This is a genomic window from Emticicia sp. W12TSBA100-4, from assembly GCF_040253585.1.
Lineage (GTDB): Bacteria > Bacteroidota > Bacteroidia > Cytophagales > Spirosomataceae > Emticicia.
In genome coordinates, this window is sequence record NZ_JBELAU010000026.1 from 14,397 (window position 1) to 32,559 (window position 18,163).

An 18,163-nucleotide genomic window follows, 5' to 3' on the forward strand; every position below is an offset into this window, starting at 1 on the left:
AATGACAGTAGAACTGATTCAAAATAAATTTGGAAGGCCTTACCCTGGTTATCCCCACCACTGGATTGGCTTAGGGGTGAAAGTTACGGGTGGCAGCGGTAGCTATGAAATGCGGTTTAAGCCTTATACCGACTGGGATGTTTGGTTTGATGTTCCGACAACATCGACGATAAGCAATAATAAAGATGGGTATATTGCGGCGTTGGGCTTTTGGCATGGTGTGTATGATATTCAGGTAAAGGATAAAGTAAGTAGTGAAACTCAGACATTTACTGCTTATGAACTTTTTTATAATAATCAACTCACTGGTTTACCGATGAGCGATACACCTGTAATTGTGAATGATAGTATTAATCCTGGACTGAGCAGCACGATAACTGTTCAGACTGTAAAAGGAAATAGTATTGTGCGTATTTATCGGTCAAGAATTTTGGGACAATCAGGAAATCAAGGCTTTGAACGAAGTGATGAGCCTTATCGCACAGGGATTTCTAATTCACAGGGATTATTTACGATTACTTTACCGATCACGAGCAGTGGTGTGATGGTATGTGCCACGGCTCAAGCTCCAGAGGAATTTGAGTCGATGTCGACAAATTACCTGGTAATTGGAGGTTCGAAAAACAAACAACTCAAAGCAAACATTTCGTATGGTACTGCTACTGGGACAGGAAGAAAATTAACGGTAAGCTCTGTTTCAGGTGGGAGTGGCAGCTACTCGATCGGGATTGTAAACAATGGGGCTTTCCCCTACTCAGTGGGCCAGGAGTTTGAAATACCTTTTGGAAAGTCAAACTTATTCGTAAAAGACAACAATTCTACTGCACAGGAATATCATATTTCGGTGTCTGTGGATGGCGGCAGTGGCTCTCAGACTTTTTATTCGCACGATATTAGAAATAATTTCAGTGCATCAAGCAATACAGGCACGACAAAATATGGCAAAATGGTGGGGAGCACATTTACAGCCGCAAATGAGTATGCCAACCACGATGGACGATTGTCTTGGGGTTTTTCTGGAACTAACTTCCCAGCTGTGGGTATTCAGGAAAACCAAAACTTTGTGCTGAACAATGACAGGGTGCTTTATCATCCGAATGTTGGCGAAGCTGCCGCAACTGAGCATACAATGCAAGCAGCAGGCACGTTTAGCATTTCGGGTAATAGCAAAAGAGTTGGTGTGGTGATTCATCCGTATGTAACTATGGGAAATTTGACAACAAAGTTTAAGATTTTTCATAATACTACGCTGAAATACAGCTATACGCATACAACCGAAGGGGGCAATCAGGATTTTAGCTTGAGCTTTGCGGTTGCTTCTGGAGATAAGGTATATTTAGTTGTGGAATGTGGTGATGAGAATGATTATAGTTTTGATCATGTGCATGTAAGAGCAAATATGACGCTTGCAACCGCAGGTGGTACTGTTGTGGCTCCGAATGCTCCAGCTCTCAGCGGTGCAAGCCCAGTATTGACAGGTGCTGAGCTGAATGGCACAGGCATTCAAGCAGGTGACTATGTAATTATGTATCTTGATGGGTATCCGCAAGCTCTGGCCATCACGAATAGTACAACATTTAAGCATGGTGCTATGTATAATGGCACATGGACTGCAAAAATTAGCAGAGATAAGATTTTAAGTGCTGCCAGCAATGCAATTGTGAGTAATCAGACTGGTAATACAGCTCCACCACCACCAACTTTTTTAATTAATAGTGTTGTGGTTGGCAGTCCTTTTTCAGCGACTACAACACAAGAAGGCACTATTTTGATTTTCAGAAATGGTACACAATTGACTGAGAGTGTGACAACAACAACAGGCACATTGGGTATTGGGTTTGTATATACACCTTCTTTGACAGGCGATTATACTTTCAAGCTTAGCAATGCAAATGGAACATCAGAAGCCTCAGAAATACTGGTTGTGACCAAAAAACGCAAGTTTAGAATCAAGTCAGCTAATTATAATGATATTCCGATATCGAACATACAGTCAGGAAGTGGAACAAATGTTTCATCGGTGACAAACTGGACAGATGGGATAATTTTCGAGCATGATTCGACAGTTACAGCAGACACAAAAGCATTTATCAGGCAGAAAAACAATATTGCTGATGTGAGTGAAGGCTTTCCAATTCTGGCAAATCTTTAGTTTTTTTAGTATTTAAAATTTAAAAAGCACCTGCCTTGCGGGTGCTTTTTTTGTCCTTCAAGCATTGTATTGATGCTCTTAATTTCGGAGCATGAATACGAATAATCAACTTTTTCTCTCACTCTCGACAGAACCGTTAGCCATCATGCCAGGCTATCTGGAGTCATTCTTATTCAACATCGAGAACGGCGTTGAAAGTAAAATTGCAACCCAAAATTTTTGGGTCAGTCAGGCCACTTCAAGCAATGGCGGGAAAATTATGATTATTCAAATTCAAGGTGTAATCATGGCTGATTCTTATGCAGAATATGGCATTATGGGGATGAAAGATCTGCAAAAACTTCTTGAAACCGCCAAAAATGACAGCGAAATATCTGGAGTAATTCTCCATATCAAAAAATCTCCAGGCGGCAGTATGAATATGGTAGCCGAGACTGCCGACATGATTTATGCATTCCCAAAACCTATCGAAACCTATGCCGAAGAATTGGTCGCTTCATCAGCTTACTATTTAGCGGCTGCTACTGACAAAATCACGGTATCAGCAAGAAGCACAATTGTGGGCAATGTTGGAAGCAAAGTAGTAACGATGTTTACCGAAGGTATTTGGGAAAAAGCGGGGGCAAAATACGTGGAAGTTTATGGCACTAAGGCAGTCAATAAAGACATTGGGTTTACTGAAGCTAAAGCTGGAAAGCCCGAAAAACTACGTCAGATTTTGATTAATCCAGCTAATGACATGTTCATCAACGATGTGTTGAAATACCGCCCAAAACTAAAAGAATCTCAGTTAGATGGCATGATTTGGTATAGCGAAGATGCAGTAAAACAAAACTATGCAGACGCAACAGGCAGCCTTCAAGACGTAATCAACGGATTTAATTTTTCAAATAATAACGTAAACAATCAAATGGAAAAAGTAACACTAACCTTTGAAAAAGGTACGGTAGGATATTCAATTGCAAAAGCTTTTGCAATCAATGATGCCAGTCCTGAAGCAGCTAATCCCGAAGCAACAGTAGAACCAGTAGCTCCAGTTGCAGCAACACCAAGTCCAGAACCAGCAGCTCCAGTTGCAGCAACACCTGCTACACCTGAGCCAAATTCTATTGAAGCTCGATTGGAGGCATTAGAGGCTAAAATCACGGAAAAAGACATAGCTATTGCCACGCTAACTACGCAATTAGTGGCTGCAAAAACAGTAAACCCAGCTGTAGGCCGCACTACTCAACAGCAACAAGGCTTAGACCCGAAAGCTGGAAAAGATGCAAGTGATATTCCAGATTGGCGTCAAACAGATGCAGAATTGTATGAGAAATACGGGCATACAATGACTGTCGAAGAATCTGACAAATAAGCGATTACAAATTTTCAACTTAAACTTTTTTCTTTAAAAAAATGGCTGATATTTCACTGATGGTTTCCCAATATGGAAACTATTACCGCAACAATGGTACAATCGGCAAAAACAATCTTCACAGACACGTTTTTGACCGCACAAATACCAAAAAGTTATTTACTATTCGCCCGACGGATAACACTATTATTGACAATGCTTCGATTAAAGTCGATGACGTTGTACAGGCGTTCTATAATAAGTTCTCACCAAAGGGTAAACTTACTTTTACGCCTAATGTTTGGCAACTTGGACACGTAAAAATCAACGACAGAATCATTCCTGATGAATATGCAGGTACTGTTCTTGATTTTTTGAATACTAAATCTCCAAGCCGTCTTGATGCTCCTATTTTAGCACTCACTACCGAGTATTACTTACAAAAAGCTCAAGAGAACATTGAGGATACTATTATCTTCAAAGGTGTGAAAGCTTTGCCTTCTACAACTGACCAAAATAATGGAGTTGCGGGAACAACGATTGGGGCAAGAGATGGTATTAGAAAAGTAATCAGAGATTACAATACGGCGGGAAAATTAGTCGATGAAAACGGCAATTCCAACGTGATTGTGATGGGAGCGATGCCAACTACTCCAGCTTTAATGGTTGAATACATTGACACTTTTTACTGGGCTTTACCTGAGCTTCAAAGAAGCATGATTAAAGCGATTGCTGTGAAAAAATCGGCAGAAACGCTTTACAAAAGAGGTATGTCAAACAAGAATCAGTATTACGAAAAGAATTCTCCAAGCGAGTTTGCTTATATCGAGAATACAGATTGTGCGGTTGTAGGACTCGACTCAATGACAGGATCAAACATGATGTGGACTTCGCCATCGGTGAATAACATTGGATTCATGAAAAATGGCAGTAATGGTGGCATCATGGATATTTGGCAATCAGGAATTTATACTGTGGACATTGCGACTGACTGGTGGGAAGGTGAAAACTTTGTGACACCACAACTGGTGTACGTAAGTGACCAAGATTTGTCAGCTTAATCATTCATTAACTTTTCAATAAAGTACCTGGTAATTACCATGTACTTTATTGATTAAAAAATCACAATAATGGAAAATACAGAATTTGAAAAAATGACCAATGAAGAACTCATTGAGTTTGCAAAAGCTAAAGCTTTAGAAGCTACAGAAAAAGCCAATGAAGCTGAAGCAAATAAAAAACTTGCCGAAGATGCCACTGCTGAAGCTAAAAACCTGAAAGACAAATTAACTGATGAGAAATCAAAACAGGGAGGTTTGCACACTTGCAAGGTAGATGGAAAGACATACGTTTTCGTTGCTCCAAAGTTTAGCGTACCAGGAGAAACACAAGGCGAAGACAGTACGACTTGGGAGGCTGAAAAGGCCAAAAAGAATGCAGAACTATGCAAGAAACTGGTTGAAATGAAATCAGGTGTCTTAGTATTGTCTAAGTAATTTTCATTGTTCAACTTAAAATCTTAAAAATAAAATGGGATGTACATTAGAGACATTGGAATCAGCCCAATACGATGATTGCTACGAAAAAAAAGACTCAGGTCTTAGCGATTTATCAACGATTTGGGACCCGCAAGATATTGAAACATATCCAACCGCATGGGGCAATGCGGTAGCTGGTCAAAATACAACTGCTTTTGAAAACAAGCTAACTATTACGGGAAGTATTGCAATGAAAACTAACAAGAAACCCTTGAAAGTGCCTTGTATCATTGATAAAAACTCTTATTCAGCAAAAAGCAAAGGAAATTCATGGGAACCAGAAGTAAAAATTCAAATTCAAAAAACTTTACACAATGAAGGATTTGTGGATGGCTTACTCGGTCGCAGATTTCTTTTTGGTTTCCAAGAAAATGACGGTCCAGTAAGAATTTTGGGACGCACGAATGGTGTAACAACAGGTTACATGGCAATGATTAAACCTGACTCTGTAAACATCGTAGGTGGTGAAGCTACAGGAGGTGAAAAATACATTGAATTTATCGTAACTGCGAAGAAATATCTACCTGCCGTTTATACCGGCACAATCACGTACTAATTATGAAGCTCAAAAATAGCAATTACACATTCGAAAGTGAAGACCCCGTTTTCATTCACAATGGCAAAGCATACAATGCCAATCATTTGGATGACAAACAAATTGGGGAGCTCGTAATGGATGGCTGTAAAGTCTTCAAAAAAGAGAAGACAGCAGCTCAAGCAGCTTCGTCAGAACAAAAATAAATATAACCATCAAATAAAAAAGGTTTCTGAAAGGAAACCTTTTTTTGGATTATGCAAGAACTAATCAAAATCTGGCTTAATGGCCCTCAAGACTATCAACTTGGTGTAGAGATATATAACAGATTTGGGGATAATAGTTTCCTCAAAAATATGTTTGCTGAAGGCGAAGATGAGTATAATTCGGAAAGGCTACTTGAAGAATTGAAAAAGTTATATTCTAAGACAGATGAATTAATAAAGCCTCAGATAGTTGCTAAAACAATTCAGGAGATACCAAAACGCTCAGAACAGAAAGATGCTCCAGTCGAAGTAACAGAAGCTATTAAGCAGAGAAAACAACTTTATTTCGAGGCACGTGATGCACATTCACAGCTCAAAGCTCTTAGGAGTATTAACGATGATGAGACGAAGGAAAAAAGACGCCAAAAGGCTGCACTTATCCTGGGAGATTTTGATGCTATCAAACCACTTTGGGACTTAACAAACCACTATGATGAGTTTGGTAAATTACCTGAAGCAAAAGTAATAACTGAGGAAAAGAAGGAATACTCGATGATGCCTGAAAAAGACTTGAATGCACTTTGGGAAAAGAATTATAAGTATGCCCAAAAGTGGAAAAATGATATTTCAAAAACGGAACAACTAAAGGCAAGAATCGAAGAAAATAATAAAATCAAAACAGTATTAGGCGATGCTTTTCTCTACACAAAACATAGAATGCCAACCATCTCAGCTTGAGAAAAAAGATTATGATTTTGGGGTACGAAAGGTAAAATCAAACTACATAAACCCTGACGAATTAAACAAGCTTGATAAACTAATCGAACCTGATGCTGCAATCGAGTTTGTAACTCACGGCTCGTGGAGCAGCCACCAATTATTTGAAAAGATAATTAATATAATCGGTCCAGCTCATGTGCATATTGCTACATGGGCAATTTCTCAAAAACCTCTCGAAAAACTTGAAAAACTAAAGCGAGAAGGCAAAATATTAAGTTTATCAGGTTTTTTAGAAAGGAAAATACCCACTCACAACGCTAAGACTTTTGGTTATGCCCAGGTAATTTTTGATGACATTTTTTTAACCGCAAATCATGCTAAAATTATTCTATTTGAAAATGAAAACTGGCATATCAGTGTGGTATATACGGCCAACTGGACAATTAATCGCCGAACAGAGGCAGGTACTATAATGTGCAAAAAGGAATCAGTCGAATTTCATAAAAAGTGGATGTATGAACTTAGAGGAAGCTGAAGAATATGGGGCATTACTTTTCACAGAAAAGGAAGTGAAACTTATTCTTACCAAAGAAGCAAACACTGTTGAAAATGCTATCCTAAAAGGTCAGCTCCTAACCGAAGCCACTATCAGGAAAGTTATTATCGAACAGGCCAAAAATGGCTCATCTGAAGCCCAAAAAATTGTACTAAAATGGCAAAACGCAATAAAAGTATCAAAGATAAGATAGAAGTTGTTACTCAAAAAACGCCTGAAAAAATCATGCTTGATTTGATACTTTCAGATGAAAAACAATACCTTTTCACTGATAGTGCAGAGCAGCAATTGGTTGAAATGCACATGGTTAGAGAATTATTTCTTCAGCATGGCTCACGAACAGAGGTAGTTAATATTCTGCATAATGAACATGGTTATTCTTTCTCTTCAGCATGGAAGGCCGTAACAGTTACACCACAGATTTTTGCTACAATTCCACAAGAATTATCCCGGGCATTTTGGGTAGATATTCATCTTCAAAAAATTGAAACAACTTGGAAAACTGCAAAAGAGCTTGGAGATGCAAAATCAATGGCATTAGCTGATAAAAACCGTGATGCTGCAATCGAGAAATACTTAGGAACAAACCAGATGATTGACCAAAAAAAATTACATCTTCCTGATGTTGAAATTGGTTTCCACCCTGAACTATTCAAAGATGTCCATGATTTGGGGCAGGAAGGATTGACAAAGCTCAAGGAAGCCTTCAGTCGAAGAAAAAAAATTCAACGAGAACGAGAGATAATAGATGTAGATTATGTACCAGCTCATTAATAATATTTGGAAGCAAGTTCATAGAAATTTGCCACAATTAAAGGTTTTTTTGGTCAATGCCGCCATAACGGTAATTTTATTTGGACGTGGTACAGGTAAGACGAGAGGCGTTTCAGCGGGATGGGTCTATGATAGAGCTAAGAAATTACCAAGCTCAACTGGCTTTGTATTATCAGCAAGTTATACGCACTTAATTGATACAATTATTCCAGAGCTGCAACAAGGCTGGGCTGACTTGGGGCTGGAAGAAAATGTACATTACTGGCTATATACTATGCCACCAAAGGAGCTAAAAATCCCTGACCCATATTTAAAAGTGGATAACCCCAAATACTTTATTTTTTGGATTAATGGTTCGGCTACAAAGCTCGTTAGCCTTGATAGAAAAGCCCTTGTGAACTCAAAATCCTTTGATTATGGATGTTTCTTTGAAGGCCGAAAACTAAATGGGGATATAGTCCGTGATGATGTAATGCCAACTCTGCGTGGTGGTAGAGCAAACAAACTACCTAATGGCGGAATATTTGGTGATTTATCTGAACATCATTCAATTCTCATCGAGAGCGATTTACCCAGGGACGTAAAAGGGCGTTGGATTCTTGGCTATGACAATCAGGTTGATAAACAAACTGTCAATGATATACTAAGTATTCAAAAGCTTAGACTTCAACTTAAAGAACAGTCAAAAACTGCATCAAAGAAGCTCAAAGAATCGCTCATCGACGCAATTAAAGAATGTGATGATTTACTGAATGAAATGAGAAGAGACTTAGTTTATGTGGCAAGAGCATCGACACTTGATAACATTCACGTATTAGGTGTTTCGGCTATAAAGAAACTAAGAAAGTCCTTATCGCCAATTGATTGGGAAGTATCTGTACTTAACAAAGAACAGGATGAAGTTGACAATTGCTTTTATCCTGACCTATCGAAAGAAAAGCATGGATATGATGGCATTGACTATGAGTACGTTGATAGAGCTGAATCAACAAAAAGAGATTGGCGGTGGCAGAATGATATTGATTCAAACACACCGCTTGATATCGTTATGGATTGTAATGCAGTGCATAACTGTGCAGCTGTTACCCAATTCTATAACAATACAAGGCACACAATCGGGTATTTTTATGATATATCCATTCCTGGCTCACCAACTGACCACACTACTGTCGCAAATACTATTTGCAAATATTTTGAAGGTGCACCAATATCTGAGATTAGACTTATCTATAACCACACTATGATAGCAGGTAAAGGTGCAGGTCTCAACACTAAGATTGACGATGTGAAAGCAGTATATGAAGATGCAGGCTATGAAGTAGAAGAAGTTTACCTTGGACAAGCACTGAACCATGAAGATACATTTGAAAACTGGAGAAAGCTGTGGAAAGGAGAGCTTGATTTTACTTTTGCATTCAATCTTCAAACTTGTGATAAGCTATATGAACTGTGCAAAGACACTCCAGTAAAGATAAAAGATACTCAAGATGGGCATCAAATAAAAAAGGATAAGTCGAGCGAGACAGACAAGAAGACACCACCACAAGACGCTACTCACGGCCCTGAAGCACTTGACCAAATCCTTCACTATGATTTAATGTACAGAGATAGTACTTATAAGATAGCGATGGCCGCAAAATAATTTATAAGGACGTTGAGCATTAAATATGGGGCAACCTTCGCATTAATTTATAAGGACGTTGGGCATTTAAAAAGTGGGGCGGTTCCCCACTTTTTAAATGCCCTAATCACATATCAGTACGATTTTTTTAGGCGAACGCTTTTTTATTATAGGGCGTGCAACGTCCTTTTCTGTGAGACAGATTTTTGAAAATTTTTCAAATTTTTGTTAAATGGCTGATAATCAGAAATTTATGCAAATATTTTTTGTATTTTTCATTGTATTCTGACGATTTTTTTGTATTTTTATATATGGAAAGAACGCAAAAACCTGCTACTAACAGGGTGATTTTCATAAAAACACATTTATAACTTAAATTTTTTTACAATCATGACAGCAGTTTCAAAAACTACTCAAGGCACATCTATTGCCCAAAATTCAGACGTTCAAACGTTAGAGCCTTCAATTATCCAACCAGTGCAAAGCACGCCACAATTAACAGTTCATGAAGTTCTTGAAATGCTTAATCAAGGAAATCAGAAAAAAGCCCTTTTTGATGATTTTTCAAAGCGTGTTCAATTTATTGAGAATTTCAAGCAAAAGCATGAAGGGGGAACACTCAAAATGCTAATTATGAATTCAGAAGATGATGAAGAAGTAACTATTGCAAATGTTGAAATTATTACGGAAGCACTTGATAAATCAATTCAAAAGGGGCGAGAATATCTCAGCAAAGTAGAAAAAGAACTTTTAAGCATATTTTAACAAAAAAATGCCCTCAATACTACTAATATTGGGGGCATAACTTAAATTTTGTTACAACCGTTGAACAGTTACAACGGTGCAAATATAACTTATTTTTATCTTTTTCTTATGTTAAGGCTAAAAAAGTACACCGGTACTGAAAAAGCCAATTTTTACATTCAATCACACGGCGACCACGCAGGGCGACCACTCAAAGAACCAATACGGAATTGTTATGCAGTTTGGACGGATACAATGTATGCGTTTGAGATATGCACATGCCTATTTATTGCAAAAAGGTATCAATATTTTTTGATTGGTTCGTGTGTTCAGTTTGTAAGGCTTCGAGAAGTACAGCAATTTTTACACGAGGAATTTTCTAAAAATTACAAAGCAGAAAATTTACAGCAGTTGCAAAACGCAATGGCATTGCACGAAAGGCAAAAAAAGGTAGTTAAAAAAGTTAATCAATTAATCATAGCGTTCGCCCAGTCGGTGGCGTATCATTCAAAATAAAATTATGGACACATTATTAAATTGGGACATCACAGAAAAAAAGGTTTATTCAAATAATGTTGAATTAAAAAGCCACAAAGCGATTTTTAGAAATGATAACGGCAAATTATTAAACGTTGCAAAGGAATCGTACACACCCACCACAAACGCAAGATTTAAGGAGGTTGTCAACAGAATGCAGGATATTACAGGTTTTCCCCTCCAATGTTTTGATGAATTCGACAATGGAAAAAAAGTTTTAGCTTTTCTAAAATGTACCGAACCTATACAAGTATTGGGCTATGATTTTGAAGATTATATGCTAATTGGTAATAGTCACGACAGCTCAACAGGCTTTTTTATTGGCAACAGTTCAAAAATGATTCGATGCCAAAACAGATTTTCCAGAGTTTTCCGAAATCTAAATGTATATCATACCCGTAACCATGACAGCAAAATAGATTCAATGTTAAAAAGTTTTGAAATATTTATGCAGGAACGAAAACAACTATTTTCCAAAATGGAAAGTATGGAAAAAATCAAAATTGATGCAACATTAAAATTTGCATTAATTGAGCGACTTACAAACATGACAGAAGAAGAAAAACTGGGGAAGGTTGAAATGAGCACCCGAAAGCAAAATTTAGTTAATAATCTGAATTATTGCATTACGGAGGAATGTGCAGCACTTGGCGAAAACGCATTTGGTTTATTTCAAGGAGTTACAAACTACACCACACACGCCCGAAAAAATAAAGAAGTATTTTGTAATGCTTTAGGTGGAGCGGCAACGCTTAACGAGCAAGCATATACATTTTGTGAGCAATTAATTTATAAAAATTAACTCAAAACGAAAATACTCTACCAAGTTGGTGGGGTTTTTCGTCGGCGTTGTATAATAGACATACCCACAATCTGACCAGCTTTTTTTCCCTGGCTTCTTCCTGCCCACAAAACCTGCCCAAATTGCGTTCATGCCGTGAGGTTTGGTTTTTGCTCCCCTCCTATTTTTTGTCCTTCAAGGTATATTAACTATGGTGCAAATTAGCATCATGGAAAAGATTTTTTCGGAAACAATCAGCTACGAACAAGCTCGTGCCATTATGGAGCTGAGAAATGCTCATGGAGTGGCGAAGCCTTTTTCGATTGGTTTTGTGACATTCAACAAAACTACTGGAGAAGGTGGCGATTATATGGAGCTACCGCTTACGGTGCTGCTCGATAATTCGATGGCGTTATCGAAGAAATCGCCGAAACAAAACCTTAAAATCGAGCGAGAGCTTGAGAAAGGGATTACTCCTAAAGGCCCAAATCATTGGGTTAATCAAACTAAAAATTTTGCGGTGCTGGTGGCTAATCCTGATGGAAGTTATGACCGTGAAAAAATTGTAAAGGTTCATCTTAGACTAATATTGACTATCAATGGTAAAGAAATTATCTGGTGATGCACCAATCGCCATCAAGCAGGGAATTGCTTGGATGCCGGACATTGGGGCTAAAATTACTTTTGGAAAATCAACGACCACTGAGCCTACTCAGGGCTTGGAGAAATCGCCGATTGGGAGTGGCAGCGATGATGTGGCGGCTTGGGGTGATGCAAATGACCTGCCAAATAAATGGGAACTGGAGGTGGAAAGTGACAACACGCTTACGGATGCGATTGACAAAAGCCTGGACTTTTTGTACGGCGTTGGTCTTGAGTGTGGCTATGAGATTGTAGAAAATAATGAGCGGATTTTTGTGCCTGAGATTACGACTGAGACGGAAGAATTTTTTGAGCATCCGATGACGATTTTTGCTTTTGCTCAGATGCTGCGTGACTACAAAATTCATGGCTTGCCTGTGCCAGAATTGGTGATTTCGGACGATATGATGATGGTGAATGCTTTGCCTGCTGCACACTTCAGATGGAGCAAGCAAGATGCTAATGGCTGGATTAATTTTGGATATTTCAATAGAAACTGGTCGCTTGGGCATAAGTCGACAACCTTAGAAACTCGTAAAATTGCGGTATATGACCCGATGATTGATACGATTGAGGGCGTGAGAGCATCGACGCTCAGAAACATGATATATCGTGTGCCGATACCTACACACCGCACTTACTACCCGCTCCCACCTGTTTACTCTGCCAAAACTTCTAAATGGCTGGATATTAAGCTGAAGCTCACTGAGAGTTTTTTCTACAGTCTTGAGAATCAGATGTCACCGAAATATCATATTGAGGTGGATGAAAAGTATATGCAAGTAAAGTATAAAAAGCGTTGGGAAAAGGCTGATGAAAAAGAGATTGAAGCGATTATGCTTGAAGAGCTGTCGCACTTTCATAAGATGCTACACGGGACTAATAATACTGGGAAGAATGTGATCACTACTAAGCGTATCGAGAATTTAATAAAAAAAGAATACTCAAGCTGGACATTCAACAAACTCGATGGAACGGTGTACGAGTCGGGTCATTTGGATTTGATGCGTGAGGCGGAATCTCAGATTAGACAGTCGGGCGGGATTGATAAGACGCTCCAGGGAGCTGGACAAGGCTCAGGTATGGGTGCAGGCAGTGGCTCTGACAAACGTGAAGCTTTCAATATTAAGATGTCAACGGCAAACAGACATTTAAAACCGATACTTCAGGTATTTGATCTGGCTTTGGCATACAACAATATGAAAGGCCCGAAAGGGCAGAAACTAAAGGTTCGAGTGGTGACTCCTTATTTACAAACTCAAAATAACGTAACGCCAAACAAGCGTGAAACAGCTACAAAACCATGATGCAGGTATTTGATAATAACGATGATTTTAGGACTTATATCCCAGTAAATGTTGGCTTTGATGTGCAGCTGCTTGAAAGTGACATTGACACTGCAATGCGAAAATATATTTTGCCGTATTGCTCGGTTGAGCAATGGTTGGCATCGAAAACATCGCAAAATGCTTGGGACACGGAGCTGGTGAGCATTGTGAAAAGTGCAGCAGCGAACCTTGGGATGTTTTTGTACTTGCCGATGGCGAAGGTGAGCATTTCATCATCGGGCGTTCAGTATGAGGTTGATAGAGGTAGACAAGCGACTGCCGAAGACAAAGAAGACCTATCGCTGAGCTTATTTGCTAAGGGCATGGCTCAGGTAGAAGATATGCTCAAGTATCTGGAAGATAATGAAAGCAACACTAATCCAGCAAAATTTCAAGCCTGGAAAGCTTCGACTGCTTACACTGTTCGGAATTCTCGATTGATACGAACAACAGCTGAGTATCGAATTATTGATTCAAGACAGGTCTTTTTGAGCCTATTGCCTTATATCGAGGATGTTGAGCTTGATGTTATTCAGGATTTGATACCTGAGACTACTCTACAAAAATTGTATAGTAGAAATTTTGGGACTGATAACACTAAAAAGAAAGCTTACGAAACGCTGCTGTATAAGTATGTGCAGCCCGTAGTGGCAAATGAGGCTTTGTATAGAGCTCTCGACCAGCTGGCCGTAGTGATTGACCGATATGGCACGCTGACGATACACGATGATACTTCGGCCAATAAAGCTAAAGGCAGTAAGGAAGCCAGTATTGATAAAATTGAGCGTAAGAAAATTGGATTACAAACTGCGTTTCACCGTAGAAGAGATTTGATGCTTGAATTCATTTTGAAAAATGCCGCAGCTCTTGATTGGGAAATTCCTTCAGAACCTGAAGAAACAACCGGGCCTTACAAAAATCATATTGAGCATGGATCGGCTTTCTTTGGAGCATTCGGGAGATAGGTTTTGTCCTTCGACCATCAAAATTATTGATTCAAATTTGGGTATGATAGTACTGACAGATAAAGAAGAATTTTCGGTGATGCTGCCTGAAAGACTTAACGAATGCGAGCTTTTGATTTTGCTGAAATGGCAAGAACTGAAAGAAGAGCAGGGATTGACAAAGGCACAGTTTGCTTTTGCATGGCTCAGGACTTGCTTGAGCGAAGAAGCTTTTTTGATTTTGGTGAAGGCTTGCGAGCCTGAACGAGTGGCAGAATGGGCGGTGGATTGTGCGGAGATATTCTTGGCAAATAACGAGGGCTTGACTGAGCAAAAGCTACCAGTACTGAGCATAAAACGCTTGCGATTGGTGGGACAAGCAAGCCGATGCCCATCTATCAGATTTGGGCAATGGGTGGAAGCGGATGAGCAGTTTTTGCTTTGGTACAAATCAAAAAATGATAAGCATCTTGCGAAATTGGCGGCTATACTCTACCGAAAAGATAGAGAAAAGGAATATGACAGCTCGATGAATGCTGAGATTGCCAATAGGCTGCTGAATGAAGTTGAGCGACCGATCTTATTGTTGATTGCCGAGTTTTGGGCAGGATGCAGGGCTTTGTTTGAAGCGAGATTTAAGCGGGTATTTCCGAAGGTATTGGAGGGTGAAAGCACAGAAAAGAAAGAAATTAAGTATGCTGATATACGAAATATGGTACTGGCCTACCACGAAAAATTGGTACAGTATGCTAAGACTCCAGACCGAAAAATGGCAATGTATCAGGAAAATGCCTGGACTGTTTTTGAATTTATTGAGTATGATTTGAAGATTAACGAGCAATTAAAAGCCAGCTCATCAAACACATAAAATATGGCAAAGATTAAGACATACGAGGCTTTTTTTGAGGAAATAGCTACAAAATATAAGCCGATTGGACATACGCCTCAGAAGCGACAATTTGCCTCGATGAGCCAAGCCGAGATTTTGGCAGGACAACGGACTAAGCTTGACATGACAAAATGGACGATGGTACTGCTAAAATGTGAGCCTAAGATGGTGCAGAATGGATCAAAACAGACTCGGATGATGTATGTGGGGGCGTTTGAGATTGTGAAAAAGCTGGATCGTAATGACCTTGATAAAGTACAGGTACAAGATGATGCTTTTGCGATGTGTATAGGAATTTTGGCAAAGCTGCTCAAGATGAATTTGAAGCGAGAATTTCCACTTGGGATAATTGATGAAAACTCGATTGACTTTTACCCAGTGGACCAGGTGTTTGATACGGCGGTAGGCTACGGCATGGAATTTAGATTTGATGAAGGATTTTGCAGAAATGAAAACTATATAGACAACGATTGGGATGCTTAGCACTAAGGAAATAATTGCAAAATATGGTGAACCAGGAGATAAACATCTTGTAACTCTTGAACTGCCCTACCCGATGCGTATTGCATGGGATACAAAAGTTACGGTAAAAACCGTAAGATGCCACGATTTGATTGCCCCAAATTTGATGTTTGTTCTTGTAGACTTATTGGAACACTATGGCTATGAAAAAATTAAGGAATTGGGTATTGACTTGTTTGGAGGTATTTATAATTATCGAAAAATGAGAGGTGGCAATGACTGGAGCCGCCACAGTTGGGGTATTGCGATTGACCTTGACCCAGCTCGTAATGGCTTAAAGGTTGGAAAACCAAAAGCCCAATTCAGCCGAGATGAGTATAAGCCCATGATTGATATTTTCTACAAATATGGATTTGTGAGCTACGGGCGTGAGAAAAATTACGACTGGATGCACTTTGAGATTGCGGAGTAAACCTTAAAGTATATATACAAATGAAAACAAATGTTCAAACTCAAACTACAATGCACAAACCGATTTTTGAAACCGCTCTGGAAGTTACGATTGGATTAATGACTATGCTGAGCCTGCACTTATTTCAAGGTCAATCTGGACATGATTGGCACATTGGAAGTATCAATATTGATTCGATAATCAATACGATTGCCTGCTTTTCTGGCAGTTTTGCTTACACGAGGCTGTTTATGGAAGACAAAAAAATGAATAATACTCAAGCCTTGGTAAGTGCTATTGTTGGCTACACTTTTGGGGTGTATACAGCTGGAGCCTGGTGCGAGTGGAAACACGTAGAATTGGTGTCGGCAATGGCAAAATTCTGGTATCTGATCGGTGGTTTTATTAGCATGCTTGTGATGGTGATTATCTATGATTTTGGCAAAGGATTACGGAAAAAGGCATATTCGGCGGGTGAAAAATTAGGCGATTATTTATCGAATAAAATAAAATCGAATGAAAAATAAACTATTTGTTGCGGTGGCTGGGCTGGTGGCTCTGCTCCTACTGATAATGATTGTTAAGAACTGCGGACAAGTAAAAGAAACGCAGGTAGTTACGAAGAGCGTAATGAAGGAAACGGTAAGGGTTTTAGATTCAATTTCAACTATACAGAAAAATGAGACAATTAAGAAAGATAGTGCCAATGCTGTTTTGGATACTATGTCTGCTACCAATAAGCGGATTCGGGCAAGAAAAATTCTTGAAAGAAGAAAAAGAGAAAGGCTTGGCTTTGCTGAAGGCGAAGACTGTGAATGTAGGAAGCTACTTAGAGAGGAGCGTAAAGAGCGACAGTCTGGATTGCGACGAGCTGATAGACGACTACAACAGAATGGACAACGAGCTGAGCGAAAAAAGTATTCAGCTACTGGCCGAAAAAACTCGAAGCAAATATCTGGCCGAACGGCTCGAAAATCTTTTGCTCCAACAGCGAAAAGAAAATCGAAAACAAAGGTGGCTTAGTGTGAAGCACACCATAAAAAATATTAGTATTGGACTGGCCGCTGGCTACTTAATTCTAAAAATATTATGAACATAAATTTTTTTGAAGGAGAAAGCAGACGTTTTGGAATTGTATTTAATCAAGACTATGATGTTTCGAGACTTAGTGAAGTAAAATTGGAAATTAGAGCTCGAAATACAGAGATATTTTTGAGTTTTTCGGAATCAGATGGACTAACGGTTGATGAAACTGGACATGTATATATAGCAAGCATTGAACCAGCCGATACATTGTATAAAGTTGGTGAGTATAAGATGCAAATAAGCTTCGTTGATAGCGAAATAGGCTTACGAAAAAGCAAAATCTATGACATGTCGATTATGAAATCGGTTGTATCAGCCGTTACGGAAGCTACTGTGAGCAGTGATTTGATTGATTTTTTGGTTGAAATCAACGTAAATGAAAGTGTAAGTTTTTCGGAAAATTGGGATATTAATATTATTGCGACTGCATTGAGCGATACAATTGAAGCGGCGGGAATTGCAGAAGCTCAAGCTGCTATTGCTACAACAAAGGCAAGTGAGGCGGCTGCGAGTGCAAGTACTGCTACAACAAAAGCAAGTGAGGCGGCTGCGAGTGCAAGTACTGCTACGACAAAAGCAACTGAAGCAGCTGCAAGTGCAAGTAATCTTGACAATGTTACAAAAAGCACCTTTTTGTATAATATAGTTACTGAAACGGCAAATGGTGAGAGTTTGAATGGTGCGAGCATATCAACTTCAAATCAGACAATAACTATTCCGACAGGCATTGCAGGAGGTAGCACATATCTTCAAAAAAGAATGGTATTAGCTAATTACCCAGTCTGGGCGGTTGGTCACAAAATAATGTTTATCGTTATTATTAATGAAAACATTGTAAACGCAAGTGATAATATTTTGGGT

At 39.0% G+C, this 18,163-nt stretch carries 23 protein-coding genes; all 23 read left to right on the forward strand.

Going from position 1 to position 18,163, the window contains the following annotated elements; genetic code table 11:
- Window position 1 precedes the first annotated feature (1 nt).
- A complete protein-coding gene (locus ABR854_RS24640; protein WP_350268521.1) occupies window positions 2-2,152 on the forward strand; it encodes a hypothetical protein in 2,151 nt (716 codons plus the stop codon).
- 91 nt (window positions 2,153-2,243) lie between these two features.
- Window positions 2,244-3,509, forward strand: coding sequence for a S49 family peptidase (locus ABR854_RS24645; RefSeq protein WP_350268522.1), 1,266 nt, complete (start codon window positions 2,244-2,246; stop codon window positions 3,507-3,509).
- A gap of 41 nt (window positions 3,510-3,550) precedes the next feature.
- Window positions 3,551-4,549 carry a hypothetical protein gene (locus ABR854_RS24650; protein ID WP_350268523.1) on the forward strand — a complete coding sequence of 333 codons (999 nt, stop codon included), beginning with the start codon at window positions 3,551-3,553 and terminating at the stop codon, window positions 4,547-4,549.
- Between the two features lie 69 nt (window positions 4,550-4,618).
- Complete coding sequence (locus ABR854_RS24655; protein WP_350268524.1) at window positions 4,619-4,984, forward strand: hypothetical protein; 366 nt, start codon at window positions 4,619-4,621, stop codon at window positions 4,982-4,984.
- A gap of 34 nt (window positions 4,985-5,018) precedes the next feature.
- A complete protein-coding gene (locus ABR854_RS24660; protein ID WP_350268525.1) occupies window positions 5,019-5,582 on the forward strand; it encodes a hypothetical protein in 564 nt (187 codons plus the stop codon).
- A gap of 2 nt (window positions 5,583-5,584) precedes the next feature.
- Window positions 5,585-5,767 (forward strand): hypothetical protein, encoded by a 183-nt coding sequence (locus tag ABR854_RS24665; protein WP_350268526.1) that lies wholly within the window; start codon window positions 5,585-5,587, stop codon window positions 5,765-5,767.
- 51 nt (window positions 5,768-5,818) lie between these two features.
- Window positions 5,819-6,505: a hypothetical protein gene (locus ABR854_RS24670; protein WP_350268527.1), complete on the forward strand. Its 687-nt coding sequence runs from the start codon at window positions 5,819-5,821 to the stop codon at window positions 6,503-6,505.
- A complete protein-coding gene (locus ABR854_RS24675) occupies window positions 6,459-7,022 on the forward strand; it encodes a hypothetical protein (RefSeq protein ID WP_350268528.1) in 564 nt (187 codons plus the stop codon). Before ABR854_RS24670 ends, ABR854_RS24675 begins: the two co-directional genes overlap by 47 nt.
- On the forward strand, window positions 7,003-7,236 hold the full coding sequence (locus tag ABR854_RS24680) for a hypothetical protein (protein WP_350268529.1): 234 nt from the start codon (window positions 7,003-7,005) through the stop codon (window positions 7,234-7,236). The genes ABR854_RS24675 and ABR854_RS24680 overlap by 20 nt, the downstream gene beginning before the upstream one ends.
- Window positions 7,200-7,817 (forward strand): hypothetical protein, encoded by a 618-nt coding sequence (locus ABR854_RS24685; protein ID WP_350268530.1) that lies wholly within the window; start codon window positions 7,200-7,202, stop codon window positions 7,815-7,817. Before ABR854_RS24680 ends, ABR854_RS24685 begins: the two co-directional genes overlap by 37 nt.
- Window positions 7,801-9,459, forward strand: coding sequence for a hypothetical protein (locus ABR854_RS24690; protein WP_350268531.1), 1,659 nt, complete (start codon window positions 7,801-7,803; stop codon window positions 9,457-9,459). The genes ABR854_RS24685 and ABR854_RS24690 overlap by 17 nt, the downstream gene beginning before the upstream one ends.
- A 369-nt stretch (window positions 9,460-9,828) precedes the next feature.
- Window positions 9,829-10,203, forward strand: coding sequence for a hypothetical protein (locus tag ABR854_RS24695; protein WP_350268532.1), 375 nt, complete (start codon window positions 9,829-9,831; stop codon window positions 10,201-10,203).
- A gap of 108 nt (window positions 10,204-10,311) precedes the next feature.
- Window positions 10,312-10,698, forward strand: coding sequence for a DUF6943 family protein (locus ABR854_RS24700; protein ID WP_350268533.1), 387 nt, complete (start codon window positions 10,312-10,314; stop codon window positions 10,696-10,698).
- A 4-nt stretch (window positions 10,699-10,702) separates the two neighbouring features.
- Window positions 10,703-11,521, forward strand: a complete 819-nt coding sequence (locus ABR854_RS24705; RefSeq protein WP_350268534.1) for a DUF932 domain-containing protein — start codon at window positions 10,703-10,705, stop codon at window positions 11,519-11,521.
- A 208-nt stretch (window positions 11,522-11,729) separates the two neighbouring features.
- Window positions 11,730-12,122 carry a hypothetical protein gene (locus ABR854_RS24710; RefSeq protein ID WP_350268535.1) on the forward strand — a complete coding sequence of 131 codons (393 nt, stop codon included), beginning with the start codon at window positions 11,730-11,732 and terminating at the stop codon, window positions 12,120-12,122.
- Window positions 12,100-13,449: a hypothetical protein gene (locus ABR854_RS24715; protein ID WP_350268536.1), complete on the forward strand. Its 1,350-nt coding sequence runs from the start codon at window positions 12,100-12,102 to the stop codon at window positions 13,447-13,449. The genes ABR854_RS24710 and ABR854_RS24715 overlap by 23 nt, the downstream gene beginning before the upstream one ends.
- The gene (locus tag ABR854_RS24720) at window positions 13,446-14,435 is read left to right on the forward strand and encodes a DUF6712 family protein (protein WP_350268537.1); all 990 of its coding nucleotides are present in this window, start codon (window positions 13,446-13,448) and stop codon (window positions 14,433-14,435) included. The genes ABR854_RS24715 and ABR854_RS24720 overlap by 4 nt, the downstream gene beginning before the upstream one ends.
- On the forward strand, window positions 14,401-15,282 hold the full coding sequence (locus ABR854_RS24725; RefSeq protein ID WP_350268538.1) for a hypothetical protein: 882 nt from the start codon (window positions 14,401-14,403) through the stop codon (window positions 15,280-15,282). The genes ABR854_RS24720 and ABR854_RS24725 overlap by 35 nt, the downstream gene beginning before the upstream one ends.
- Before the next feature lie 3 nt (window positions 15,283-15,285).
- The gene (locus ABR854_RS24730; RefSeq protein ID WP_350268539.1) at window positions 15,286-15,786 is read left to right on the forward strand and encodes a hypothetical protein; all 501 of its coding nucleotides are present in this window, start codon (window positions 15,286-15,288) and stop codon (window positions 15,784-15,786) included.
- Window positions 15,779-16,237 carry a M15 family metallopeptidase gene (locus tag ABR854_RS24735; protein WP_350268540.1) on the forward strand — a complete coding sequence of 153 codons (459 nt, stop codon included), beginning with the start codon at window positions 15,779-15,781 and terminating at the stop codon, window positions 16,235-16,237. Before ABR854_RS24730 ends, ABR854_RS24735 begins: the two co-directional genes overlap by 8 nt.
- A gap of 20 nt (window positions 16,238-16,257) precedes the next feature.
- Window positions 16,258-16,743: a hypothetical protein gene (locus tag ABR854_RS24740; RefSeq protein WP_350268541.1), complete on the forward strand. Its 486-nt coding sequence runs from the start codon at window positions 16,258-16,260 to the stop codon at window positions 16,741-16,743.
- Entirely contained in the window at window positions 16,733-17,239 is a 507-nt protein-coding gene (locus ABR854_RS24745) for a hypothetical protein (protein ID WP_350268543.1), read from the forward strand. Before ABR854_RS24740 ends, ABR854_RS24745 begins: the two co-directional genes overlap by 11 nt.
- A gap of 66 nt (window positions 17,240-17,305) precedes the next feature.
- Window positions 17,306-18,163: hypothetical protein (locus ABR854_RS24750; protein ID WP_350268544.1), on the forward strand; the 858-nt coding region annotated here is incomplete at its 3' end.